20 protein-coding genes are annotated in these 24,514 nt (G+C 70.5%); 10 read left to right on the top strand and 10 right to left on the bottom strand.

The annotated features are described in order from the left end of the window. Positions 1-59: 59 nt before the first annotated feature. A complete protein-coding gene (locus tag EEY80_RS05835) occupies positions 60-1,100 on the bottom strand; it encodes a LysR family transcriptional regulator (RefSeq protein WP_235829726.1) in 1,041 nt (346 codons plus the stop codon). Between EEY80_RS05835 and EEY80_RS05840 the strand changes: the two genes are divergently transcribed. Further along, positions 1,068-2,084: an NADP-dependent oxidoreductase gene (locus tag EEY80_RS05840; protein WP_205749035.1), complete on the top strand. Its 1,017-nt coding sequence runs from the start codon at positions 1,068-1,070 to the stop codon at positions 2,082-2,084. The two genes, EEY80_RS05835 and EEY80_RS05840, sit on opposite strands and share 33 nt — an antisense overlap. Positions 2,085-2,164: 80 nt before the next feature. On the opposite strand, the gene EEY80_RS05845 is transcribed toward EEY80_RS05840, so the two are convergent. After that, positions 2,165-2,938 (bottom strand): SDR family oxidoreductase, encoded by a 774-nt coding sequence (locus EEY80_RS05845; protein WP_205749036.1) that lies wholly within the window; start codon positions 2,936-2,938, stop codon positions 2,165-2,167. A 105-nt stretch (positions 2,939-3,043) separates the two neighbouring features. Here EEY80_RS05845 and EEY80_RS05850 point away from each other — a divergent pair, with 105 nt between their 5' ends. Continuing rightward, positions 3,044-3,484 carry a winged helix-turn-helix transcriptional regulator gene (locus EEY80_RS05850; RefSeq protein WP_126975646.1) on the top strand — a complete coding sequence of 147 codons (441 nt, stop codon included), beginning with the start codon at positions 3,044-3,046 and terminating at the stop codon, positions 3,482-3,484. A gap of 128 nt (positions 3,485-3,612) precedes the next feature. Continuing rightward, positions 3,613-4,548, top strand: coding sequence for a GGDEF domain-containing protein (locus tag EEY80_RS05855; RefSeq protein WP_126975647.1), 936 nt, complete (start codon positions 3,613-3,615; stop codon positions 4,546-4,548). Positions 4,549-4,584: 36 nt separating this feature from the next. Here the strand turns inward: EEY80_RS05855 and amaB are convergent, their stop codons facing one another. From amaB to fabI, 8 genes are all read right to left on the bottom strand, one after another. Next, a complete protein-coding gene (gene amaB, locus EEY80_RS05860) occupies positions 4,585-6,111 on the bottom strand; it encodes an L-piperidine-6-carboxylate dehydrogenase (RefSeq protein WP_126975648.1) in 1,527 nt (508 codons plus the stop codon). A 78-nt stretch (positions 6,112-6,189) separates the two neighbouring features. Further along, positions 6,190-7,071, bottom strand: coding sequence for an alpha/beta fold hydrolase (locus EEY80_RS05865; protein WP_126975649.1), 882 nt, complete (start codon positions 7,069-7,071; stop codon positions 6,190-6,192). 38 nt (positions 7,072-7,109) lie between these two features. Beyond that, complete coding sequence (locus EEY80_RS05870) at positions 7,110-7,763, bottom strand: 3-oxoacid CoA-transferase subunit B (RefSeq protein WP_126975650.1); 654 nt, start codon at positions 7,761-7,763, stop codon at positions 7,110-7,112. A 13-nt stretch (positions 7,764-7,776) separates the two neighbouring features. Continuing rightward, positions 7,777-8,433 (bottom strand): CoA transferase subunit A, encoded by a 657-nt coding sequence (locus tag EEY80_RS05875; protein ID WP_126975651.1) that lies wholly within the window; start codon positions 8,431-8,433, stop codon positions 7,777-7,779. Beyond that, entirely contained in the window at positions 8,430-9,614 is a 1,185-nt protein-coding gene (locus EEY80_RS05880) for an acetate/propionate family kinase (protein WP_126975652.1), read from the bottom strand. The genes EEY80_RS05875 and EEY80_RS05880 overlap by 4 nt, the downstream gene beginning before the upstream one ends. Next, entirely contained in the window at positions 9,611-10,990 is a 1,380-nt protein-coding gene (locus tag EEY80_RS05885; RefSeq protein WP_126975653.1) for a bifunctional enoyl-CoA hydratase/phosphate acetyltransferase, read from the bottom strand. The genes EEY80_RS05880 and EEY80_RS05885 overlap by 4 nt, the downstream gene beginning before the upstream one ends. Then, positions 10,990-13,668 carry a DUF3141 domain-containing protein gene (locus EEY80_RS05890; RefSeq protein ID WP_235829727.1) on the bottom strand — a complete coding sequence of 893 codons (2,679 nt, stop codon included), beginning with the start codon at positions 13,666-13,668 and terminating at the stop codon, positions 10,990-10,992. The genes EEY80_RS05885 and EEY80_RS05890 overlap by 1 nt, the downstream gene beginning before the upstream one ends. A 9-nt stretch (positions 13,669-13,677) precedes the next feature. Continuing rightward, positions 13,678-14,442 carry an enoyl-ACP reductase FabI gene (fabI, locus tag EEY80_RS05895; RefSeq protein ID WP_126975654.1) on the bottom strand — a complete coding sequence of 255 codons (765 nt, stop codon included), beginning with the start codon at positions 14,440-14,442 and terminating at the stop codon, positions 13,678-13,680. A gap of 560 nt (positions 14,443-15,002) precedes the next feature. Between fabI and EEY80_RS05900 the strand changes: the two genes are divergently transcribed. The 7 genes from EEY80_RS05900 to EEY80_RS05930 all read left to right on the top strand — a co-directional run bounded on the left by EEY80_RS05900 (position 15,003) and on the right by EEY80_RS05930 (position 24,500). Beyond that, positions 15,003-16,118, top strand: coding sequence for an ABC transporter ATP-binding protein (locus EEY80_RS05900; RefSeq protein ID WP_126975655.1), 1,116 nt, complete (start codon positions 15,003-15,005; stop codon positions 16,116-16,118). An 85-nt stretch (positions 16,119-16,203) separates the two neighbouring features. Further along, on the top strand, positions 16,204-17,274 hold the full coding sequence (locus EEY80_RS05905) for an ABC transporter substrate-binding protein (RefSeq protein WP_126975656.1): 1,071 nt from the start codon (positions 16,204-16,206) through the stop codon (positions 17,272-17,274). Between the two features lie 85 nt (positions 17,275-17,359). Then, positions 17,360-18,658: an ABC transporter permease gene (locus tag EEY80_RS05910; RefSeq protein WP_126975657.1), complete on the top strand. Its 1,299-nt coding sequence runs from the start codon at positions 17,360-17,362 to the stop codon at positions 18,656-18,658. Positions 18,659-18,762: 104 nt separating this feature from the next. After that, positions 18,763-19,683, top strand: a complete 921-nt coding sequence (locus tag EEY80_RS05915; RefSeq protein WP_126975658.1) for an ABC transporter permease — start codon at positions 18,763-18,765, stop codon at positions 19,681-19,683. 192 nt (positions 19,684-19,875) lie between these two features. Further along, entirely contained in the window at positions 19,876-21,852 is a 1,977-nt protein-coding gene (locus tag EEY80_RS05920; RefSeq protein ID WP_126975659.1) for a GumC domain-containing protein, read from the top strand. Positions 21,853-21,885: 33 nt separating this feature from the next. Further along, complete coding sequence (locus EEY80_RS05925) at positions 21,886-23,208, top strand: lipopolysaccharide biosynthesis protein (RefSeq protein WP_126975660.1); 1,323 nt, start codon at positions 21,886-21,888, stop codon at positions 23,206-23,208. Beyond that, complete coding sequence (locus EEY80_RS05930) at positions 23,205-24,500, top strand: O-antigen ligase family protein (protein ID WP_126975661.1); 1,296 nt, start codon at positions 23,205-23,207, stop codon at positions 24,498-24,500. Before EEY80_RS05925 ends, EEY80_RS05930 begins: the two co-directional genes overlap by 4 nt. Positions 24,501-24,514: the final 14 nt, after the last annotated feature.

Here is a 24,514-nt window from a genome sequence, read left to right on the forward strand (position 1 = left end):
GGCGCGACGATGGCCCCCCTGTCCCGGCATCGGATCGCGTCCGGCGCGTTGCGGACCGGTCAGGCGGGCAGCGCCCGCGTCGCCGTTTGCAGGTGATCCAGGAAGGCGCGCACGGCCGGATTGCTCCGCCGGCTTTCCGGCCACAGCGCACTGATCCCGTGCCTCTCGACGGCGCAGTCCTCGAGGACGGGCACCAATGCGCCGCGGGCGACATGGGGGGCGGCGATGAAGCTGGCGATGATGCCGATGCCGCCGCCCGCGATGACGGTCGCGATCACCGCTTCGCTGGCATCGACGATCACGCCGGAAGACGGGACGATCTCGATCTCGCGGCCGCCGGTCCGGAAGGGCCAGCGGAACAGTTGCCCCGTGCTCTGGAAGCGCAGGTTGACGGTATCGTGCGCCGCGATCTCGTCGGGGTGCCGCGGGACCCCGCGCGCGGCAAGATAGGAGGGCGCGGCAAAGGCGCACAGCCGCAACGGCGCCAGCCGGCGGGACAGCAGCCGGGAATCGGCCAGGTCGCCCAGCCGGACGGCGATGTCGATCCCCTGCCCGACGATGTCGACGAGATGGTCGTCCAGCCGAAGGTCGATGGCGACCCGCGGATGGGCTGCCCGGAACGCGGGCAGGCCGGGGGCGATGAGGTGCAGCCCGATCGGCAGCGAGGCGGCGATCCGCAGGGTTCCCGACGGTTCGGCACGGGCGGCGGTGGCGACCTGCTCGATCTCTTCGGCATCGCGCAGCAGCCTGAGCGCGCGCTGATGCAGGTCGCGGCCTTCCGCCGTCAGCGTCAGCGAACGGGTCGTGCGGGTGAACAGCGCCAGGCCGAGCTGCTGTTCCAGCCGCTGGATGCTCTTGCTGACGGCAGAGGGCGACACGCCGAGCGATTGTGCCGCGGCAGTGTAGCTGCCGAGCGAGCCCGCCCGCGCGAAGGCGAAGAGACCGGTGAGCCGGTCGATGGCAATTCGTTCCGTCATGGCACAAGTGAAGCGAATATAAGGCTGACTATCAATCCTCTTCCCGCAGTTTACCTCCGGCACAACGTGAAACGCCCGAAGGAGCTTGAGATGGATGAGATGATGAAGGCGGTCCGGCTGCATGATTTCGGCGGCCCAGAGGTTCTGGTCTACGAGGTTGCGCCGAAGCCTGTCCCCGGGCCGGGCGAGGTTCTGGTCCGGGTCCGTGCCGCCGGGGTCAACCCGCCCGACTGGTATCTGCGCGAGGGTTACCGGATGCTGCCGCCGGACTGGCAGCCGAAGATGACATTCCCCATCATCCCCGGCACCGACATTTCCGGCGTGGTGGAGGCGGTGGCCGACGACGTCACCGGTTTCGTCGCCGGAGACGAGGTCTATGCGATGGTCCGCTTCCCGAGCGGGCTGAACGGGGACAGCCGCGGCTATGCGCAATATGTGGCGGTGCCGGCGTCCGAGCTGGCGGCAAAGCCCGCGGGCATCGACCATGTCCATGCGGCCGCCGCACCGATGTCGCTGCTGACGGCATGGCAGTTCATCATCGAGCAGGGGCACGAAGTTCCCAATCCGCTGCAGCCGCACCCGCATGTGCCGGTGCCGCTGAAGGGCCGGACGGTGCTGGTCAACGGGGCCGGCGGCGGGGTGGGCCATCTTCTGGTGCAGCTTGCCCGGTGGAAGGGCGCCCGGGTGATCGCCGTCGCATCGGGCAAGCACGAAGGGATGCTGCGCGACCTCGGCGCCGACGAATTCCACGACTACACCCGCACCGCGGCCGACGAGGTGCTGCGGGATCTGGACCTGGTCGTCGATGCGGTGGGCGGGCCGCAAAGCCGCCGTTTCCTGCGCACGCTGAAACCCGGAGGCGCGCTGTTTCCGGTCTTCGGCCTCGGCTATGACGATGGCGGCGAGGCCGGGCGGCTCGGGGTGCAGGTGTCGACGACGCAGGTGAACTCGAGCGGGGCGCAGCTGGCCGAAATCGCCCCGCTGCTGGAGGACGGCACCATCCGCGTGGTCATCGACAGCACCTTCCCGCTGGCCGAGGCGCGCCGCGCGCATGAACACGCGGCGAAGGGCGGCCTGCAGGGCAAGATCGTGCTGACCGTGGACTGACGGCGGCGGAGCAGGCCCCGCCGCCCGTACCAGGGCCGGCAAGCGCAGGGCCGGGCTGTGCCGCCCGGCCCCCTGCCCGCTCAGTTGCCCTCGCGGGCCTTGCGGGCGAAGTCGTTGAGCGCGGCCAGCGTCGCGTCGAACCGGCCCTCGGCCTCGGCCCGGCGCTGGAAGCCCACACGCTCCACCAGGATTTCGGCGGGCGTCGGCTGCCGGGCGAACAGGGCCATCACCTCGTCGATGAACGCGGTCAGCGGCAGATAGCCCTCGCGGTTCGACTGGCCGGGGGTCAGGTCGGTCTGCACCGCCGGCGGCACCAGCTCGATCACCTCGACCCGCCCCGCCAGCGCCGCGCGCAGCGCCACGGTATAGCTGTGGATCGCGGCCTTGGTGGCGGAATAGGTGGGCGCCGCCACCAGCGGCACAAAGGCCAGCCCGGAACTGACATTGACGATGGCCGCGTCCGGCCGCGCCGCCAGATGGTCCACCAGCGCGTCGATCATCCGGATCGGCCCCAGCAGGTTGGTGGTCACCGTCGCCTCGGCATCGGTGAGGTCGCGTTTGCTGTCCAGCGGCTCGAACCGCATGATGCCCGCGTTGTTCACCAGCACGTTCAGCGCCGGAAACTCTGCCGTCACCCGGGCCGCGAACTCCGCCACGCCATCGGCGCTGTCGGTGTCGAGCGTCATCGCATGGATGCGCGGCCGGTCGCCCCGGGCCGCCTGCAACGCCTCCATCCGCCGGCCGGCGATGATGACGGTATTGCCCGCGTCGTGAAAGCGATGTGCCAGCGCCGCGCCGATGCCGGAACCGCCGCCGGTGATCAGCATGGTGTTTCCCGATGTCTTCATGGTCATGGCCTCCTGTGCCGGTTGCGTCTTGTCGGGGCAGGAGGTAACGCCCATACTCTCCAATGCGAAGTAGGCACCCGAAAGATTTGTACTTACCGAAAGGAGAGTGTCATGCGCAAGGCAGCGGCCGACCCGGCGATCGAGGCGCGGCGGAACGGCGCGATCCCGGACGAGGTCGACCCCGCGCTGCAGGCGCTGGTGGAGGAGATCATCGGCAAGGTCGCCGACAAATGGACGATGCTGGTGCTGGAGACGCTGGAGGAACATGGCACGCAGCGTTTCACCCAGCTGGCGCGGCAGGTGACCGGCATCAGCCAGAAGATGCTGACCCAGACCCTGCGGCAGATGGAACGCGACGGGCTGGTGCGGCGCACCGTGCATCCGGTGATTCCGCCGCATGTGGACTATGCGCTGACGCCGCTCGGCGCGGGGCTCAGCGCCGCCTTCTGCGGGGTCTGGATCTGGGCCGAGACCCATCGCGAGGATATCCGGCAGGCGCGCGAGGCGTTCGACGCCACACAGGCCGGGGCGGCGACACGGGCCTCGCGCTGAGAAAGGCCGCAACCGCCGGATCGGGCCGGGGCGGGACACAGTGCCGCCATAGTCTTGACCCGGCCGCTCAGGTAGAGTGCACTGCGGTCGAACACCCGCAGCGCGCGAGGCTGGTCGAGGGGTCATCCATGACGGATGTTGCACGGCACCTGCAGGTCCTGGCCGATCGGACCGATGTCCTGATCGCGCTTTATGACGGCTTCGACCGTCTGCGCTATGCCAATGCCGCCTTCCGGCTGGCGATCGGGATCGAACCCGACGAGGAACCCACCTGGGCCGAAATCGTGCGCCGCAACCACGCCCAACGCTGCGGCGTGGTCATCGACACCGACGATATCGACGGCTGGGTGACGGCGGCCCAGTCCCGCCGCGGCAAGACGCCCTTCCGCTCGTTCGAGACCGACCTGCAGGACGGGCGCTGGCTGCTGATGACGGAAACGGTGCAGCCCGATGGCTGGATGCTGTGCATCGCCAGCGATATCAGCAGCCTGCGCACCGACGAGGGCAAGATCCGCCAGGATCGCGACCGCGCGCTGCGGGCGGCGCATACGGACGAGCTGACCGGGATCGCCAACCGCCGCTTCGTCACCCAGCGGCTGGAGGATCTGCTGCAGCGCGCGCCCGCGGATCCCGCCGCGCCCGGCTGCGTCTGCATCCTCGACATCGACCATTTCAAGTCGATCAACGACCGGTTCGGCCATCCGGGCGGCGACATCGTGCTGCGGGATTTCGCCCGCCAGATCCATGCGCTGGTGCGGCGCAGCGACTGTTTCGGCCGGATCGGCGGCGAGGAATTCATGCTGCTGCTGCCCGAGACCGGCCTGTCCGAGGCGGAACTGATCGTCGAGCGGATGATGTCCGCCGTGCGCCGGTCGCAGCCCTTCGGGCCGGGCAAGCCGCTGAGCTATACCTTCTCGGCCGGGATCACCGAAGCCCGGCAGGGAAAGTCGGCGGGGCAGATCTATTCCCGCGCCGACCGCGCGCTGTACGAGGCGAAGATGGGCGGGCGCAACCGTATCGCGCTGGACCAGCGCTGGCCGCAGCGGCGGATGCCAGGCGCCTGAGCGGCGGCATCCGCACCGGGCCCCTCTTGCGGCCCGTCAGATGTCGAAGACCACGCCCTGCGCCAGCGGCAGTTCGCGGCTGTAGTTCACCGTGTTGGTGGCGCGGCGCATATAGCCCTTCCAGGCGTCCGAGCCGCTTTCGCGGCCGCCGCCGGTTTCCTTCTCGCCGCCGAAGGCGCCGCCGATCTCGGCCCCCGAGGTGCCGATGTTCACGTTGGCGATGCCGCAATCCGACCCGGCGGCGGACAGGAACGTCTCCATCTCGCGCAGGTCGGTGGTGAAGATCGAGGAGGACAGGCCGGCCCCGACTTCGTTATGTGCGTGAAGAACGGCGTCGAAGTCGCTGTATTTCATCACGTAAAGGATCGGCGCGAAGGTCTCTTCCAGCACCGGGCCGGTCTGCGCCGGCATCTCGACCAGCGCGGGGCGGACATAGAAGGCGGTGTCGGGGCCGATGCTGACCCGCTCGCCGCCATGCACGGTGCCGCCCGCCGCCCGGGCCGCCGCCAGCGCCGCCTGCATGCCGTCGAAGGCGGCGCGGTCGATCAGCGGGCCGACCAGCGCCGTGCTCTCCAGCGGGTTGCCGATGCTGACGCTGGCATAGGCCTTCACCAGCCGCGGCACCAGCGCGTCATGGACGCTGTCATGCACGAACAGCCGGCGCATCGTGGTGCAACGCTGGCCCGCCGTGCCCATCGCGCCGAAGGCGATGGCCCGCAGCGCCATGTCCAGATCGGCCGAGGGGCAGACGATGCCGGCATTGTTGCCGCCGAGTTCGAGGATGCTGCGCCCGAAGCGCGCCGCGACCTTCGGCCCCACCGCCCGGCCCATCCGGGTGGAGCCGGTGGCCGAGACCAGCGCCACCTTCGGGTGATCGACCAGCGCGCCGCCGACATCGGCCCCGCCGATCAGCACCTGCGACAGGTCCGCGGGCGCGGCGCCGAAGCGGGCCGCCGCCCGGTCGAAGATCGCCTGGCAGGCCAGCGCCGTCAGCGGCGTCTTTTCCGAGGGCTTCCACACCACCGGATCGCCGCAGACCAGCGCCAGCGCCGCGTTCCAGGACCAGACCGCCACGGGGAAGTTGAAGGCCGAGATCACGCCGACCACGCCCAGCGGATGCCACGTCTCCATCATCCGGTGGCCGGGGCGTTCGGTGGCGATGGTCAGCCCGTAGAGCTGCCGCGACAGGCCGACGGCAAAGTCGCAGATGTCGATCATCTCCTGCACCTCGCCCAGACCTTCGGAGGGCACCTTGCCCGCCTCGATCGACACGAGCCGCCCCAGATCGGCCTTGGCGGCACGCAATTCCTCGCCCAGCAGGCGGATCAGCTCGCCCCGCTTCGGCGCGGGCACCAGCCGCCAGTGCAGGAAGGCGGCGTGGGCGCGCTCGATGGCAGCGGCGGTGCTGTCGGCGGTGTCGGGCACCAGCGCCGCCACCTGTTCGCCGGTGACGGGCGAGAAGCTGGCCATGCTGCCGCCCCGGTGGCGCGCGCCGTCCACCCCCAGCCGGTCCAGCAGGCGGGCCGTCTCTTCGGGCAGGGGCAGGGAATGTCCGTCTTTCATCGCGTCACCTCGGTCTGTCGCGGCGGGTCCGGCCCCGCGCTCGGTCGGGTGGCAACCTGCGCCATCCGGGCGGGCGGGTCAAACGCTTCGCGCCGCCGCCTCGGGTGCAGCGGCTCCATCCGCCTCCTGCTCCGCCGCCCGCAGCCGGTCGAACCAGCGCCGCAGGCAGGCCAGTGCCTCGGGCTCGTCGAGAAAGGGGATATGGCCCCGATCCGGCACCTCGGCGAACTCCATGTCGGGGCGCCGGCGGCACATCTCCTCGGCCGTCGCCCGGCTCAGCACGTCGGAATTCGCGCCGCGGATCAGCGCCAGCGGCAGGCCGGCGCAGGCGTCGAACAGCGGCCAGGCATCGGCCGGGGGCGCGGCCATCGCGGTGTCGAAGGACTGGCGCAGCGCCGGGTCATAGGTCAGCCCGACCTGCCCGTCGAGCTGGCGGTAATGGCGCACCGTCTCCTCCTGCCAGCGCAGCGCCGGCACCCGGGCGAAGCCGGGCATCGCCGCCCCCATCCTGTCGGCCACCTCGTCCAGCGTCTGCACCGTCGGCAGCACCCCCAGATAGGCACCGATCCGCATCAGCCCGTCGCGTTCCAGCACCGGCCCCACATCGTTCAGCGCGAGGCCCGACAGCCGGGCGCGCGCCATGGCCGCGATCACCATGCCGATCAGCCCGCCGCGCGACGAGCCGATCACCGCCACCCGGTCCAGCCCCAGATGGTCGATCAGCGCCAGCGCGTCGCGGGTTTCCTGCGGCAGGTTGTAGCTCTCGGCCCCGGTCCAGTCCGATCCGCCCCGGCCCCGGCTGTCCAGCCGGATCAGCCGGATGTCGCGCGGCAGGTGGCGGGCCATGTAGTCGAAATCGCGCCCGTCCCGGGTCAGCCCGGCCAGCGCCAGAACCGGCATCCCCTCGCCCTCGTCGCGATAGGCGAGGCTCGCGCCATCCTCGGCCCGGAACGTCTGCATCCCGCCTTCCTCCCTGCAGGACCGTCCGGCCGGTCGTCTCAGGCCAGTTCCATCTCCGGCACCGCATCGGGGACGACCAGCGCCGCCTCGGTCGCGGCGCGGATATCGTCCACCGTCACCCCCGGCGCGCGTTCGCGCAGCACCAACCCCCCCTCGCCCGGTTCGATCACCGCGAGGTCCGTCACCACCAGATCGACGCGCCGGCGCGCCGTCAACGGCAGGCTGCAGCGGGGAACGATCTTCGACTGGCCCCTGGCGGCATGCTGCATGGCGACGATCACCCGCGCCGCGCCGGTGACGAGGTCCATCGCCCCGCCCATGCCCGGCACCATCTTGCCCGGCACCTTCCAGTTGGCCAGATGCCCGGCCTCGTCCACCTGCAGCCCGCCCAGCACCGTCATGTCCAGATGCCCGCCGCGGATCAGGCCGAAGCTCATCGCGCTGTCGATCGAGGCCGCGCCCGGCACGGCCGAGACGAAGCCGCCGCCCGCATCGGTCAGGTGCGGATCCTCCATCCCCTCGGGCGGCCGCATCCCCAGCCCGATCACGCCGTTTTCGGCCTGGAAGAACACCCCCAGCGTGGCAGGCACGTAATTGGCCACCAGCGAGGGCAGGCCGATCCCCAGATTGACCAGCATCCCGGTGCGGATCTCGCGCGCGACGCGGCGGGCGATCAGTTCCTTGGCATCCATCCTCGCCCCCTCCTCAGCAGCCGGCACGGATCAGCAGATGATCGACCAGCACCCCCGGCGTCTTCACCGCATCGGGGGCGATCACCCCCACCGGCACGATCGCCTCGGGCTCGGCGATCACCGTCCGCCCCGCCAGCGCCATCACCGGGTTGAAGTTGTGGGCGGTCAGCAGATAGCTGAGATTGCCCACGTAATCCGCCTGCCAGGCCGCCAGCAGGGCGAAATCCGCCGTCAGCGGCTTTTCCAGCAGGAAGGGCTTGCCGTCCACCTCGACGACCTGCTTGCCCTCCTCGACCTCGGTGGACAGGCCCGTGGGCGTCAGCACCCCGCCCAGCCCCATGCCGCCGGCGCGGATGCGTTCGACCAGCGTGCCCTGCGGCACCAGTTCCACCGCGATCTCGCCCGCGATCATCTTCGCCTGGGTTTCCGGGTTCAGCCCGATATGCGAGGTGACGACCCGCGCCACCAGCCCGGCCGAGACCAGCTTGCCGATGCCCTTGCCGGGCATGGCGGTGTCGTTGGCGATGATCGTCAGCCCCCGGGGCGCGCGGGCCACCAGCGCGTCGATCATCCGTTCCGGCGTGCCCACGGCCATGAAGCCGCCGATCATCAGGCTCGCCCCGTCAGGGATCAGCTCGGCCGCCGCCTCCGGCCTCAGCACGCCCTTCATGCCGCATCCCTTTCCGTCAGGCCGGCCGCGGCACGGGCCGCGCGCGCGATCACCAGTTCCTCGTCGGTGGGCACCACCATCACCGTGGTCCGCGCCAGTTCGGACGAGATGACCAGCGCGTTTTCGGTGTTGCGGGCATGGTCGATCTCGATCCCCATCCAGCCCAGCCTTTCGCAGATGCGGGCCCGGATCAGCCGCGAATTCTCGCCGATGCCGCCGCAGAAGACCAGCGCGTCGATGCCGCCCATCGCGGCGGCCAGCCCGCCGACCTCGCGCTGGCAGCGGAAGACGAAATAGTCGATGGCCTGCGCCGCCTCGGGCGTGGCCGCCGCCTCGAGCGTGCGCATGTCGTTCGACAGGCCCGACAGGCCCAGCAGGCCCGACTGGCGGTAGAGCAGGTCGGAAATCTCGGCCGCGCTCATCCCCCGCTGGTCCATGAGGTACAGCAGCACGCCCGGGTCCACCTGCCCGCAGCGCGTGCCCATCGGCAGCCCGTCCAGCGCCGAAAAGCCCATGGTCGAGGCGACGGAGCGGCCGCCCTGCACCGCACACATCGAGGCGCCGTTGCCCAGATGGGCGATGACCACCCGCCCCTCGGCCAGATGCGGGGCCAGATCCCCCAGCGTGCCGGTGACATAGTCGTAGCTGAGCCCGTGGAAGCCATAGCGCCGCACGCCCGCGTCATAGAGCGCGCGGGGCAGCGCGAAGGTATCGTTGACCCAGGGGTGGCTGCGGTGGAAGGCGGTGTCGAAACAGGCCACCTGCGCCACGCCGGGGAAGGCCTCCATTGCCGCGCGGATGCCGGCGAGGTTGTGGGGCTGGTGCAGCGGCGCGAAGGGTTGCAGCCGGGCCAGCGTCTCCATCACCTCGGGGGTGACGGTCACCGGCGCGTCGAAGGCGTCGCCCCCGTGCACCACCCGGTGCCCGGCGGCGAGGATGTCGAGATCGGGGAATTCCAGCCGGAAACTGTCCAGCACCATGCGCATGGCGCCGGCATGGCTGGTCAGGTCGCCCGGCGCGGCCTCCAGCGGCTGGCCGAAGGCACCCTTCAGCCGCAGCGTGCCCTCGGGTCCGATCCGGTCGGCCAGCGCCGAGGCCATGGGCCGGTCGCCCCGGCCCGGAAACAGCGCCACCTTCAGCGAGGACGACCCCGCGTTCAGCGTCAGGATGCCTTGCGTCATTTCCCCTGCCCCTTCGCATGATGCAGCGCCGCCACCGCGCAGGAGGCGAGCCGCGACATCGGGCTGTCCGACCGCGAGTTGAGGATCACCGGCACCCGCGCCCCCAGCACCAGCCCCGCCCCTTCGGCATGGCTGATGAAGGCCAGCTGCTTGGCCAGCATGTTGCCCGCGTCGAGCCCCGGCACCACCAGGATATTGGCGCGGCCCGCGACGCCGCCCTTCAGCCCCTTGGTCCGCGCGGCGGCCAGGTCCACGGCATTGTCCATCGCCAGCGGGCCCTCGACCAGCCCGCCGCGGATCTGGCCGCGATCGGCCATCTTCGACAACAGCGCCGCGTCGATCGAGGACTGGATGGCGGGATTGACCGTCTCCACCGCCGACAGCACGCCCACGCGCGGCTCCATGTCCAGCGACAGCGCCAGGTCGATGGCGTTCTGGCAGATGTCCACCTTGGTGGCGAGGTCGGGGGCGATGTTGATCGCCGCGTCGGTGACGAGGATCGGTTCCGGCTGGCCCGGCACGTCCATGACGAAGACATGGGTGAAGCGCCGCCCGACCCGCAGGCCGGCGGCCTTGTCCAGCATCGGCTTCAGCAGGTCGTCGGTATGCAGGTGCCCCTTCATCACCGCCGCCGCCCGGCCCTCATGCACCAGCGCGCAGGCCCGTGCCGCCGCCGCCGCATCGCCCGCGATGTCGATCACCTCGATCCCGGCAAGGTCCAGCGCCTCGGCGGCGGCCGCGGCGCGGATCGCCTCTTCCCGGCCGATCAGGATCGGGGTGATGATGCCCTCGCGCGCGGCCAGCATCGCGCCGCCCAGCGAATTGGGATCGTCGGGGCAGACCACCGCGGTGGGCAGCGCCGGCAGCGGGCGGGCGCGGTCCAGCAGCGCCTCGAAATGGCGGTGGCGCTGCACCACCAGCCCCGGCACCTCGATATCGCTGCGATCGAACTTCACGGTCGGAGCCAGAACCTCGGCCTCGCCGGTGACGATGGCCGCGCCGTCGGCGACCCGGTGGACCGAGGTGGCGAGCCGCACCACGCCATCGGCCAGCCGTTCCGTCACCTCGACCCGGCAGACGAGTTCCTCGCCCGCATGGGCGCGGTCGTGGAAATCCAGCACCTGCCGGCGATAGAGCGTCCCCGCCCCCGGCAGCTGCGTCCCCAGCACCGCCGAGATCAGCGAGGCCACGAACATGCCGGGCGCGATGCGTTCCGGCCGGCCGTCGCCGTCCACGTCGCTGTCGGGCAGGTGCATCGGGTTGTAGTTCCCCGAGGAGGCCGCGAAGATGTACAGGTCGTCGGGCGTGACCAGCCGGTGCAGCTCGGCATGGTCGCCGGGCTGCAGCTCGTCATAGGTCCGGTTCACCAGCCGCATCAGTTCTGACCCTCTGCCGGGGGGGCGGGGCGGCGGCGCGCAGTGCCCCGCCCCTTGCCGTTGGTGCCGTTCGCGCCGCCGTTCAGGACCTCGCCGTTCGGGACGTCGCCGTTCGGGACATCATCGCCCGCCCCGGCCGGTGCCGGAACCGCCATTTCGGGGGCGGTTTCCGGCAGGGGCGCGGGTTCGGTCGCGGGGTCCGACGGTCCGGACGCAGTCTCGGCCGTCCCGGGCGCGGGCGCAACGGCGCCGGTCGTCGCAGGCCGGTCCGCGGCGGCGGGCGCCTCGGTGCCGTGCAGCGGGTCGTCGGTCACGTCGGCGGTCAGCGGCGGCAGGCCCAGCACCTCGCGGAAGCGCTGCAGCATGGCCAGCGTCCGGGGCGACATCTCCTCGATCTCGCCGGGGATGTATTGCACCACCTGCAGCGCCAGTTCGCGGTCCGCCGGGTCGGGCAGCAGGGCGGGCAGCGTCTCGATCGCGCGGTCGGGTTCATAGGTGGCGATCAGCGTCTGCTGGTGGATGATCATCGCCCGCCGTTCCGCCCCGAGCGAGCGGAAGGGTTCGTCCTGGGTCAGCACCCGGCTGGACCGTTCCAGCCGGTCGCGCCGCACCTGCCCGCGGTTTTCGGCCAGCAGCACCAGCATCCGGATCACCGCCTCGGGGAAGCCGCCCTGTTCGATGGCGAACAGCGCCTGCGCCACCTCGGGCAGGCCGCGCAGCTCGCCCAGGCTCTTCAGCGTGCGCCGCGCCTCATGCGTGCGGCCGAAGGCGCGGGCCCAGGGCGTGCCCCAGACCGAATGGAAGATCAGCTCGTAGCTCATGTCGCGGCTGTCGCGCCAGAAGTCGATGACCTGTTCCGTCGCCTGCACCCACAGCGCCTCGGCCGCGAGGAAGGGATTGTCGGCCGCGGCCCTGGCGCGGTTCTCGCGCAGGGTGGCCGCCGCCGTCTCGACGGTCTTCATCGCCGGGTTGCGCGAGGACATCAGCGCCCGGCTCAGCCGTTGCGGATGCAGCGCGCGCGACATCTCGGCGGCGGTGTTGGTGACGGCGGCACGGATGAAGGGGCGCACCATCGCGTCATACATCTGCGCCTGCACCTCGGCGGCGCGGGCCACCGCGGCGAAGGGCCGTTCGTCATGATGCCCGTCGTCCAGCAGGGCCAGATCGGCCAGCGTCCGTTCTGCGAAGCCCACGGTGAAATGCTTGCGGCCGTCCTTTTCGGTGATGTCCTCGATCCGCATCTCGTACAGGCCCGGGGCCAGCGCCTCGATCGTCTTCAGGGTCGAGGCGACCTCGGAATGTTCCTTGTTGGCGATCTGCGAGGACACGAAGATGCCGAGGTGGCCGACCTGTTCGTGCACCATGTAGACGATGCGCTGGCCGCGGATGCGGATCTCGTTCACATCGGCATAGGTTTCCGCGATCCAGTTCAGCGCCTGCTGCGGCGGGGTGATGTTGTCGCCGTGGCTGGCGAAGACGATGATCGGCGCGCGGATCGTCTTCAGGTCCACCGGGCGGCCCGGCTCGATCCGGGCCTCGTTCTTCACCAGCCGGTTGCCGACGAAGAGCTGTTCGACGATCCAGCGGATCTCGGCCTCGGTCAGCAGGAAGAAGCCGCCCCACCATTTCTCGAACTCGAGGAAGGTGGCGTCGCCCTTGTCCACATCGCGGAAGAGGTCGGTGTATTTGCGGAACAGGGTCCGGCCGGGGTTCAGCAGCTCGAAGTTCTGCACCAGATGCGCGCCGTCGAAGATGCCGCCGCCGAGATCCGACAGGAACATCGGGATCCAGGTCCCGCCGAGCACGCCCGCATTGTAGCGCATCGGGTTTTCGCCGACCTTGCCCGACCAGGGCGCGACCGGGGCGCCGTTGACGACGACCGGCCCGGTCAGGTCCGGGTTGGTCGCGGCGAGGAGCAGCGTCGCCCATCCGCCCTGGCAGTTGCCGATGACCACCGGCCGCGAGGCCTGCGGATGGCGGCGCATCACCTCGCGCACGAAGGCGGCCTCGGCCCGGGTGACATAGGACAGGAACTGCCCGGGTTCCGGTTCGCGGCGGAACGAGACGAAATAGACCTGATGGCCCTCGCGCAGCGCCACGCCCACCTGGCTGTCGGTCTTGAAGCCGCCGATGCCGGGCCCGTGGCCGGCGCGCGGGTCGATGATGATATAGGGGCGGCGCGTGTCGTCGATGGTCACGCCTTCGGGCGGCAGGATGCGCAGCAGCACATAGTTCGACGGGAAGGGCAGGTCGCGCCCGTCCATCACCACCTCGTAGTCGTAGACCAGCACCGGCGGGCAGCCCGCGGCCTCGTGTTCCAGGAAGATGTCGCCGCGCTTGCGCAGCACGTCGGTGGCCAGCACCATGCGTTCGGCGGCGTCGCGCAGGTATTCGGACCAGGCCTGCGGCAGCCCGCCCTCGCCCTGCACCCGGCGCAGCGCCGCGACCAGCGCCTCGGCCCGTTCGACGACCTCGTGCGCGCGCTGCGAATGCACCTCGGTGATGCGCTGCGCATGGCGCGAGGCGGCGGTGGTCAGGATGCCCGAGGTGGCGGCGCCGGCCTCGAGTTCCGCCTCCGCCGCCTGCATCACCCGGCGCAGACCGTCCAGCAGGTCCGCCTCGGGCCGGGGCACCGAAGGCTGGGCCGCGGGGTCGAAGAGTTCGAAGACATTGGCCATGGCGATACCTCAGGCAGTGATGGAAAAGCCGCCGTCGATGTCGTGCACACCGCCGGTCAGGTTGCGCGCCTCGGGCGCGGCGAGGAAGGCGGCCATCGCGCCAACATCCTCGATCGTGGCAAGCTGGTGGGTGGGGGCGCGGTCGGTCGCCGCCGCCAGCAGCTCGTCGAAATGGTCGATGCCGCTGGCGGCGCGGGTGGCCAGCGGCCCCGGCGACAGCGCATGGACGCGGATCCCCGCCTCGCCCAGTTCGGCGGCGGCATAGCGCACGGCGCTTTCCAGCGCCGCCTTCACCGGACCCATGATGTTGTAGTGGCGCACGACCCGCGACGAGCCGAAGAAGCTGACCGACAGGCAGCAGCCGCCCTGCGGCATCAGCGGCTCGGCCAGCCGGATCATCCGCAGGAAGGAATGGACCGAGATGTCCATCGCCTGCGCGAAGCCCTCGGCCGAACAATCGACAACCCGGCCATGCAGGTCGGCCTTCGGCGCGAAGGCGATGGAATGGACCAGCGTGTCGAGCCGGCCCCAGCGGCTGGCGATCTCGTCGAACACGGCCTCGGTCGCGCCCGGCTGCGAGACGTCCAGCGGCAGCGCGATCTCTGCCCCCAGCTGCTCGGCCAGCGGACGCACATGTGGCTCGGCCCGGGCGTTCAGCCATGTGACCGCCAGATCCGCCCCCTGGGCGCGCAAGGCCCGCGCGATCCCCCAGGCGATCGACTGGTCGTTGGCGATGCCGACCACCAGCGCCTTTTGCCCCTGCAACGAGAACATCCTACCCCCGCACCATCCGCGACCGTCGAGGCCGCAACCGACCCGGCCACTCCGCCGCCCGGCGACCCGTGGCCTGCCATTCCCGTCCATTCTGCGCCACCGATTGTTGTGTTCTTGTGTCAGTCGCCCGGCAGAGCCGGCCTTCGGCGGACCATTTCGCATCTGCGGCATGCCGCGCCCGCCACGCGCCACCCGGACGGGCACGATTCGCGGCTCGATTCGCCGCGGCGCACTCCTTCGGCCGCCGAATCGCCGCACCGGCGCGGGAATCGCGGTTCCCCCGCAGCCCAGCGGACAGGCGCGGGCCGGCGCAGGGCGGTGAACGTTTATGCGCCGGGGGAAAGCGGCCTTGCGGCCCCTGCCCCGCACCGCGGCCCCGGCGGCGGCGCCAAGGTCGCTTTGCGCGCCGCGATTGCCGTTTCCCGGCGCGCCGCCCCGCCCGCGAAAGCGACGCCGGCCGCCCCGGCGCCGCATCCGAAAGCATCTGTTGAAATGCCGGGGGCGATTTGCTTTCGTCAGGACAACGGGACCAACGACAAAAGAACCAGGGGAGCCCCGATTTGACCGCACAACCGGCCGCAGCATCCGCTGACGGCGCCTTTGTCGAATTCGACAGGGTGCAGAAAAGCTATGACGGCGAGACGCTCGTCGTGAAGGATCTGAACCTGCAGATCGGCAAGGGCGAGTTCCTGACGATGCTCGGCCCCTCGGGTTCGGGCAAGACCACCTGCCTGATGATGCTCGCGGGGTTCGAGACGGCGACGCATGGCGAGATCCGGCTGGGCGGGCGGCCGATCAACTCGGTGCCCCCCCACAAGCGCGGCATCGGCATGGTGTTCCAGAACTACGCGCTGTTCCCCCACATGTCGGTGGCCGAAAACCTGGCCTTCCCGCTGGAGGTGCGCGGCCTCGGCAAGGCCGAGCGCGAGGCCAAGATCCTGCGCGCGCTCGACATGGTGCAGATGGGCCGCTTCGCCAGCCGCCGCCCCAGCCAGCTGTCGGGCGGCCAGCAGCAGCGGATCGCGCTGGCCCGGGCGCTGGTCTTCGACCCGGAACTGGTACTGATGGACGAACCGCTGGGCGCGCTGGACAAGCAGCTGCGCGAACACATGCAGTTCGAGATCAAGCGCCTGCACGACCAGCTGGGCATCACCGTGGTCTATGTCACCCATGACCAGGGCGAGGCGCTGACCATGTCGGACCGGGTGGCGGTGTTCAACGACGGCCGCATCCAGCAGCTGGCACCGCCGGCCGAGCTGTACGAGCGGCCGAAGAACAGCTTCGTCGCCCAGTTCATCGGCGAGAACAACAAGCTGCCCGGCACCGTCGAGGAATTCGGCGAGGATCGCGCGGTGGTGCGGCTGGCCTCGGGCGAGGTCATCGACGCGACGCCCGTCAACATCCGCAGCAAGGGCCAGCAGACGCTGGTCTCGATCCGCCCGGAACGGGTGGAGTTCAAGCCCGAGATGATGCCCGCGGGCGCCCATACGCTCGATGCCGAGGTGGTCGAGGTCATCTACATGGGCGACATCTTCCGCACCCGGCTCAAGGTGGCCGGCAGCGACGATTTCGTGATGAAATGCCGCAACACGCTGGGCCAGACCCGGCTGGTGCCGGGCCAGCATGTGCGCATCGGCTGGCACCCGCAGGACGCGCGGGCGCTGGACCCGCTGTAACAGGCGCGGCCCCAGGGGCAGGCGCGACGGACAACCGCGGAAAAAACGCGGACTCAAGACGACAGATCCAACCGGGAGTGATCCAATGAAGAAACTTCTCATCCTGTCCACCGCCCTGACCGGGCTGGCGGCCACCGCGCAGGCGGATATCACCGTCCTGTCCTGGGGCGGCGCCTACGAGAAGAGCCAGGTCGAGGCCTATAACAAACCCTTCACCGCCGAGACGGGCATCGCCATCAACATGACCGCCGCCGACAACCCCGCCACGCCGATCAAGGCGCAGGTCGAGGCCGGCAACGTCACCGTCGACGTGGCCGATGTGGAATATGCCGATGCGATCCGGCTGTGCGACGAGGGTCTGCTGGAAGAGATCGACCCCGCGATCCTGCCCGCCGCGCCCGACGGCACCCCCGCGACCGAGGATTTCCTGCCGGGCGCGCTGACCGACTGTGCCGTGGCCTCGATCGTGTTCTCGACGGTCTTCGCCTATGACGCATCGAAATTCCCCGACGCGCCGCCCGCCACCATCGCGGATTTCTTCGACACCGAGAAATTCCCCGGCAAGCGCGGCATGCGCAAGGGCGCGAAGGTCAACCTCGAGATGGCGCTGATGGCCGATGGCGTGCCGGCGGACGAGGTCTATGCGATGCTGGAAACCGACGAGGGCATCGACCGCGCCTTCGCCAAGCTCGACACGATCAAGAACGACGTGGTCTGGTGGGAGGCCGGCGCGCAGCCGCCGCAGCTGCTGGCCGATGGCGAGGTGGCGATGACCACCGCCTATAACGGCCGGATCTTCGCCGCCGCCGTGGCCGAGAGCAAACCCTTCGAGGTGGTCTGGGACGGTCAGGTCTATGAATACGACCTGTTCGTGATCCCGAAGGGCGCGCCGAACCTCGACGAGGCGCTGGAATACGTGAAATTCGCGACCGACACCCAGCGTCTGGCCGATCAGGCCAAGTGGATCAGCTACGGTCCGGCGCGCAAATCCTCGGGCCCGCTCGTCGGCCTCTACGAGGACGGCAAGACCGAGATGGCGCCGCATATGCCCACCTCGGCCGAGAACCTGACCAATGCCCTGCCCTCCTCCTACGAATTCTGGGTGGACCGGGATTCGGAGCTGAACGAGCGCTTCAACGCCTGGCTCGCCGGCTGATCCGCGCCACCGGCGCCGCCCGCCCCTGCCCCGCAACGGACGGGCGGGCGGCGCCCCCTCTTCGCGACCCGAACGGCAGGACCAGATGGCCGACATCACCGCTGACATCGCCCCCGGCCCGACCGCCGGCAGTTCCGACCCCGCCGCCGGCCGTCTGACCACGGCCGACGGCCAGCCGCTGGCCCGGGCGCTGGCGCGGGCGCAGGCGCGGTCTCGACGACGGGCGCTGCTGCTGGTGGCGCCGCTGCTGCTGTTCGTGCTGATCACCTTCGTGGTGCCGATCGGGCAGATGCTGTACCGGTCGGTGCACAACGACGCCTTCGCCCGCAACATGCCGAACCTCGCCATCTGGTTCGCCGACCATCCGGCCGGGACCGAACCCGACGAGGCCGCCTTCGCGGCGCTGGCCGCCGACCTGCAGAAGGCCCGCGCCGACAAGACGGCGGGCGAGGTCGGCACGCGGATCAACTATGAAATCTCCGGCACCCGCTCGCTCTTCACCTCCTCGGCCCGCAATGCCGACGACCTGCAGCCGCCCTATCGCGAGTCGGTGCTCGCCCTAGACGAGGACTGGGGCGACCCGCGGCTGTGGCAGGTGATGCGCGGCGCCTCCACGGCCTATACCGCCAGCTTCTACCTCGCCGCGCTGGACCTGACCCGCGACGAGACCGGCGCCATCGCCCGGGTCGAGGAAAACCGCCGCGTCTATGTCCGGCTCTTCGTCAAGACGCTCGCGCTGTCGGCGCTGATCACTGGCATCTGCCTGATGCTGGGCTTTCCGGTGGCGCATCTGCTGGCGGTGCTGCCGCTGGCGCGGTCGAACCTGCTGATGATCCTCGTGCTGCTGCCGTTCTGGACCTCGCTGCTGGTGCGCACGACCAGCTGGATGGTGCTGCTGCAGGAACAGGGCGTCATCAACAACATGCTGGTGGCGGGCGGCGTCATCGACGACGGCAGCCGCATCCGGATGATGTACAACCAGGCCGGCACGATCATCGCCATGGTGCATATCCTGCTGCCCTTCATGATCCTGCCGCTCTATTCGGTGATGCGGCCGATCAATCCCAGCTATGTCCGCGCCGCCCGCAGCCTGGGCGCCACCAGCTGGACCGCCTTCCGCAGGGTCTACCTGCCGCAGACCCTGCCGGGGATCGGGGCGGGCTCGCTGCTCGTCTTCATCCTCGCGGTGGGCTACTACATCACCCCCGCGCTGGTCGGCGGCGCCAGCGGGCAGCTGATTTCCAACCTCATCGCCTATCACATGCAGGACAGCCTGAACTGGTCGATGGCCGCGGCGCTGGCGGCGATCCTGCTGGCCATCGTGCTGATGCTCTACTGGCTCTACGACCGGCTGATCGGCATCGACAACATGAAGCTGGGCTAAGGTTCTGCCGGGGCGCGCGCGGCCCGCCGCCCCCCTGCAGCTGACCGAAATATCCCGGGGGTCCGGGGGCAGCGCCCCCGGCCGCCGGCCAAGGGAGACGACGAATGGCCCTACCGATCTACGCCTCGCCGCTGGAACGCGTCTGGCACTGGACCTATCGCGTCCTCTGCGCGCTGATCTTCCTGTTCCTGATCGCGCCGATCCTGATCGTGATCCCGCTCAGCTTCAACGCCGAGCCCTATTTCACCTTCACCGAAAAGATGCTGTCGCTGGATCCCACCGGCTATTCGCTGCGCTGGTACGACCTGCTGCTGACCTTCGGGATGCAGGCACCGGACGCGGCGCGCGACGGCGGCTGGTGGGGCGATGTCTGGCGCAACGCGACCTGGGTGCAGGTGGCGAAGAACTCGGTGGTGATCGGCTTCTTCTCGACCCTTCTCGCCACCGCACTCGGCACGCTGGCGGCGCTCGGCCTCAGCCGGCCCGAGATGCCGTTCCGCCGCTCGATCATGGCGATCCTGATCTCGCCGATGATCGTGCCGATCATCATCACCGCGACGGGGCTGTTCTTCTTCTACTCCTCGATCGGCATCCGCAACTGGGGCGTGCCCTATCTGGGCGTGATCCTCGCCCATGCGACGCTGGGCATTCCCTTCGTCATCATCACCGTCACCGCCACGCTGGTGGGATTCGACCATTCGCTGACCCGGGCCGCCGCCTCGCTGGGGGCGGCACCGGCGACGATCTTCCGCAAGATCACCCTGCCGCTGATCCTGCCCGGCATGGTGTCGGGCGCGCTCTTCGCCTTCGTCACCTCCTTCGACGAGGTGGTGGTGGTGATGTTCATCGCCGCGCCCGACGAACAGACGATCCCGCGGCAGATGTGGAACGGCATCCGCGAACAGATCAGCCCGGCGATCCTGTCGGTGGCGACGATCCTGGTGGTGGTGTCGGTCCTGCTGCTGGCCACGATCGAGATCCTGCGCCGCCGGGGCGAACGGCTGCGCGGCGTCACCCCGGCGTAAGCGCCTTTGCCAGAGAGTCTCCGCTCTCCCCTCGGCTGAGCGCCCCCGGCGGCGATACCCCCTGACGTGCAGCGCGGCACGCCCGCGAATTTCCGTTAGGGAATATGAAAATTGAACCGTATAGTCAGGCCATATTTTCGTTGATCCCGGGCCGTCGCGGCCCGCGACAGGTCATTGGTTTCGGAGGGTGTTGTGCAGTCACAACGCCGGTTTCCACCACGCTCCGACCTTGCCGCCGCCGCGGCGGAGCCGGGGTCCGTCCGGCTGATGCCGCTGCCCGGCGGCCGGGCCGGCGTCCAGCCGGGCCAGGCCCAGCCGGGGATCGGCTTTCCCGGCATCGGCCAGCTGATCCGGCGCTATGCGCTGATGATCCTCGCCATCGCCGTCCTCGGGCTGACGATCACCTACCTCTCGGTCCGCGCGCAGGAGCCGCGCTTCGAGACGGTGGCGCGGATCGTGCTGGACCCGGTCGCGACCCAGCTCGATCCCGGCGCGGCCGAGGTGCACCGGACCACCGTGTCCGATGCCGAGGTGGCGACGGAACTCGACGTGATGCGCTCGCGCGATTTCCTGCTGAAGGTCGCCGAGGCGCTGCGGCTGTTCGAGGACCCGGATTTCAACCCGGACTGGCAGCCGCCGCCCGCGGATGCCGACCCCGCCGCAGATGCGCCCGCCGACCCCGCTGCCGGCCCGCCCGCAGACCCGCCCCCCCCGCCCTCGGCCGAGGCCGAGGAGGCGGTCGTGACCAAGCTGCTGTCGACCTTCTGGCTGAACAGCACCCCCGGCTCGCTGACCATCGATATCCATGTCGCCGATACCCGCGCCGAACGCGCCGCCGCCATCGCCAATGCGCTGGCCCAGACCTTCATCGCGCAGTCGCTGGACGTGCAGCAGGGCGGGCTGCGGCAGATGGTGGAATTCCTCGAGGAACGGCTGACCGGCCTGCGGACCAACCTCGCCGAGGCGGAACTCGAATCCGCCACCTGGATCCGCTTCAACGAACTCGACAACCCCGATGTCCGGCTGGGCCTGCTGACCGATCTGGAACGCGTCACCGCGCAGATCGCCATCGCCGGCGACGACGCCGAGGTCCAGGCCGGGCTTCAGGCGGAACGGGCAAGGATCGACGCGGCGCTGCGCGACCGGTCGCAGGCCGAATTGCGGCGGGTGCGGATGGACCGCTATCTGGAAACGCTGCGCACCCGCGAGGGGCTGTTCGCCAACCGTTATGACGCGCTGCTGGCGCAGCTGTCGATCCTCGCGCCCTCGGCCCGGCAGGTATCCTACGCGCATGTGCCGCTGTCGCCCTCGGCCCCGAACCTCAACACGGCGATGGCGGGGGCGCTGGTGGGCTCGCTCGCCATCGGCTTCGTCGCGGCGATGTTCCGCGCCTCGATCGACGACCGGGCCTGGGCGGGGCGGCCGGTGGCCGAGGCGGCGGGACTGGTGCCGCTCGGCCGCCTGCCCCGGATCGGGCGGCGGCAGGCGGCGCGCCCCGGCGCCGGGGCGGCGGGGGTGCCGCTGGCACTGCGCGAGGCGGCGCGGCCGATCCTGACGCAGATCCGGCTGCAGGTGGAACGGCAGGGCGGCCGGCAGACGCCGCTGGTGCTGCTGGTCGGTTCGACCCGGCGCGGCGAGGGCCGCACGACGCTGGCGCTGGCGCTGGCCGCCGCGGCGGCGGCCGAGGGCGAACGGGCGCTGGTCATCGACCTCGACAGCCCCGGCCATGGCGCCGCCGACATGCTGGGGCTGTCGCGGTCGGCGGTCGCCTTTGCCACCGGCCCGGCCGAGGCGGCGCGGCTGATGCGCGAGATCCGGCACCACGCGGCGCCCGGGGGGCTGTCGCTGCTGGCGCCGGCGGCGGGCCGGGCGCTGCCCCGGCAACTGTTCGCGCCGCGCGCGGGGGCGGAGGGTGGAGCGGCGGCGCTGGCGGAGGCCGGCAACCCCGCCGGGCTGTTCGACCTGCTGCGCGCGGAAACGGACCTGATCGTGATCGACGCGCCGCCGGCGCTGGAAGGCGATGCCTGCCTGCGGCTCGCGGGGCTTGCCGATGCGGTGGTGCTGGCCTGCCGGACCGCCGGCACCCCCACCGCCCGCCTGCGCGAGGCGGCGGCGCTGTTGCGGCGCAACGGCTCCGATCCCTGCGGCGTGGTCGAGAACCATGGCTGACCCGCGCCCCGCCCGATCCGAAGGGGGCGCCTGATGCTGCGCCGCATCGCCCGGAACGCCAGCTGGTCGCTGTCGGCCGAGGTGATCGGCGCCGGGCTCGGCATCGTGTCGCTGGGGATCGCGGCCCATGCGCTCGGCCCCGCCGGGCTGGGGGTGTTGGCGCTGGTGCAGGCCTGGACGCGGATCGTGGACCGGCTGTGCCGGCTGGAACCGTGGCAGGCGGTGATCAAGAACGGGATCGCGGCGCTGGACGCGGGCGAGGCCGACCGCCTGCGCCGGCTGGTCAAGTTCTCGCTGCTGGTGGACCTCGCGGGCAGCGCGCTGTCGGGAACGGTGACGCTGCTGCTGGCGGCATTCGCGGCGGGGCTTTTGTCCCTGCCCGAGGGCGGGGGCACCTATCTGGCGGTGCTGGCCATCGGCCTTTTCGCCAGTTTCCGCCCCACCGGGCTCGCCATCCTGCGCATCCATGACCGGTTCGACCTGCTGGCCAAGCTGGACGTGTCGGTGGCGACGGGGCGGCTGCTGCTGTCGCTGGCCGTGCTGGCGGCGGGGGGCGGGATCTGGGCCTTCGTGCTGATCGCGCTGGCCGAAAGCCTGGGCAACGGCATCGGGCCCCTGGTGCTGGGCTGGCGGCAGCTGGCCCGGCGCGGGCATGGCCATGCGCTGCGCCTGCCGCTGCGGGGGCTGCTGCGGGAAAATCCCGGGCTGCTGCGGCTGCTGTGGAACTCCAACTTCAACGTCATCCTGCGCCAGACCGCGCAGCGGCTGGACATCGTGATCCTGTCGCAGCTGGTCGGGCCGGTGCAGATCGGCTGGTTCCATGTCGCGCGGCGGGTGTCGGACGTGTCGCTGAAATTCTCGCGCCCGCTGATCCAGGCGATCTTCCCGGAACTGTCGCGGCTGTGGGCGGCGGGCCAGCGCGACCGCTTCCTGCATGTGATCCGGCTGGCCAGCGGCATCATCGCCGGGATCTGCATCGTGGCGCTGGTTCCGGCCGCGCTGATGATGCCGCAGCTTCTGTCGCTGGCGCTCGGGCCCGAGTTCCGCGGCGCGAGCCAGATCGTCACCGTGCAGATGTTCGCGGTGCTGATCTACATGTCGGCCTCGGTGCTGAATGCGGGGCTGCTGTCGATGGGCCGCGACCGCGAACTGGTGCGGGTGACGACGCTGGGCAGCGCCGTCTTCCTCGCCGCGATCGCGCCCTTGGTGCTGGTCTTCGGCACGGTCGGCGCCTCGGTCGCGCACGTGCTGTTCAACGGCATCCTCGCCCTGGGCTTCCTGGCGGTGCTGCGGGCGGGGCTGCGCGCGGGCGGCGGGCGGATGGCCCCCCCGGGCGCGGAAGGGGGCCTCGCATGATCGCCGCGGGCGCCCCCGGCTGGCGGCCCCGGGCGGGGATGCCGCCCGGCGTGCGGGCGGTGCAGCCCGCGCGCGCGCCCTCGGAACGGCTGGAATTCGCGCTGGTGGCGCTGGCGGTCCTGTTCTCGCCGGTCAATTACCTGCGGCTCGACGCGGTCTATTTCACGCTGGCCGACGGGTTCATGCTGATCGCGCTGCCGGTGCTGATCGCCAATCGCCGGTTCAGCCTGCAACCGCTCGGCCCCTCCTCGCCGCTGTGGCTGGGCGCGACGCTGATGATCGCCACCGGGCTGATGCTGGGCTCGATGATCAACGGCGATCCGGTGGCGGGGGTGACGGGGGTCGCGCAATACATCTTCTCGCTGGTGCTGGTGCCGTTGCTGCTGGTGAACCGACCGCGGGACGAGGTGGTGCAGCTGATCGCGGTCTTCGTGCTGTCGATGGTGCTGGTGGCGCTGCATGGCGCCTGGCTGGTGAATTTCCACGAGGGGCCGACCCCCTTCATCGCCGGCAACGGCCGCCTGCGGTCGCTGGTCGAGCGCAGCAACGAATGCGCAAGCCTGATGGCGCTGGCGATCGTGTTCCTGCTGTGGCTGCGCTTCACCCGCTGGCTGCCGGTCTGGGCCTTCGCCATCGCGCTGCCGGTGCTGGGTTACGGGCTGCTGCTGACCGGGTCCAACACCGGGCTGCTGCTGACCATCGCCGGGTCGCTGGCGCTGGCCTTCCTCAGCGGGTCGATGCGGATCGGGCTGATCCTGCTGCTGTCGGGGGCAGCGGCGCTGGCGGTGACGATCCTGTGGGGCGAGCTGTTCCTGCCCGATGTCTTCGTCCGCCGGGTGCTGGGGGCGCTGCAATCGGGCGACATCGCCGAGGCGGGCACCTTCGAGGGCCGGCTGCTGCTGATGCGCGAGGCCGAGCGGATCGCCAACGACACGATCCTGATCGGGCTGGGGGTGGACGAATACCGGACCGTCAGCGCCTATAACAACCCGGTGCACAACGTCTATCTGCTGGTCCTGGCCGAAGGCGGGCTGATGGCGCTGATGGGGCTGGGGGGGCTGCTGCTGGCGGGCCTGCACGCGGGCTGGCTGGCGATGCGGCAGCCGGACAGCCGCTGGTCGGCGACGCTGACCCTGACCGTGGTGGTGATGGTGGCGCTGTGCCTGACCGGCATCCCGCATTTCTATGCCCGGTTCTGGGCCGTGCCCTGGATCCTTGCCATCGCCGCCAGCACGGCAGGCATCGGTACGGGCACCGGGGCGGGCGGGCGCGCGCTGCAACCGCAGGTTTAACGGCGCCGCTTCGG

The sequence above is a fragment of the Frigidibacter oleivorans genome (assembly GCF_003993775.1).
In the GTDB taxonomy this organism is placed as follows: Bacteria; Pseudomonadota; Alphaproteobacteria; order Rhodobacterales; family Rhodobacteraceae; genus Frigidibacter; species Frigidibacter oleivorans.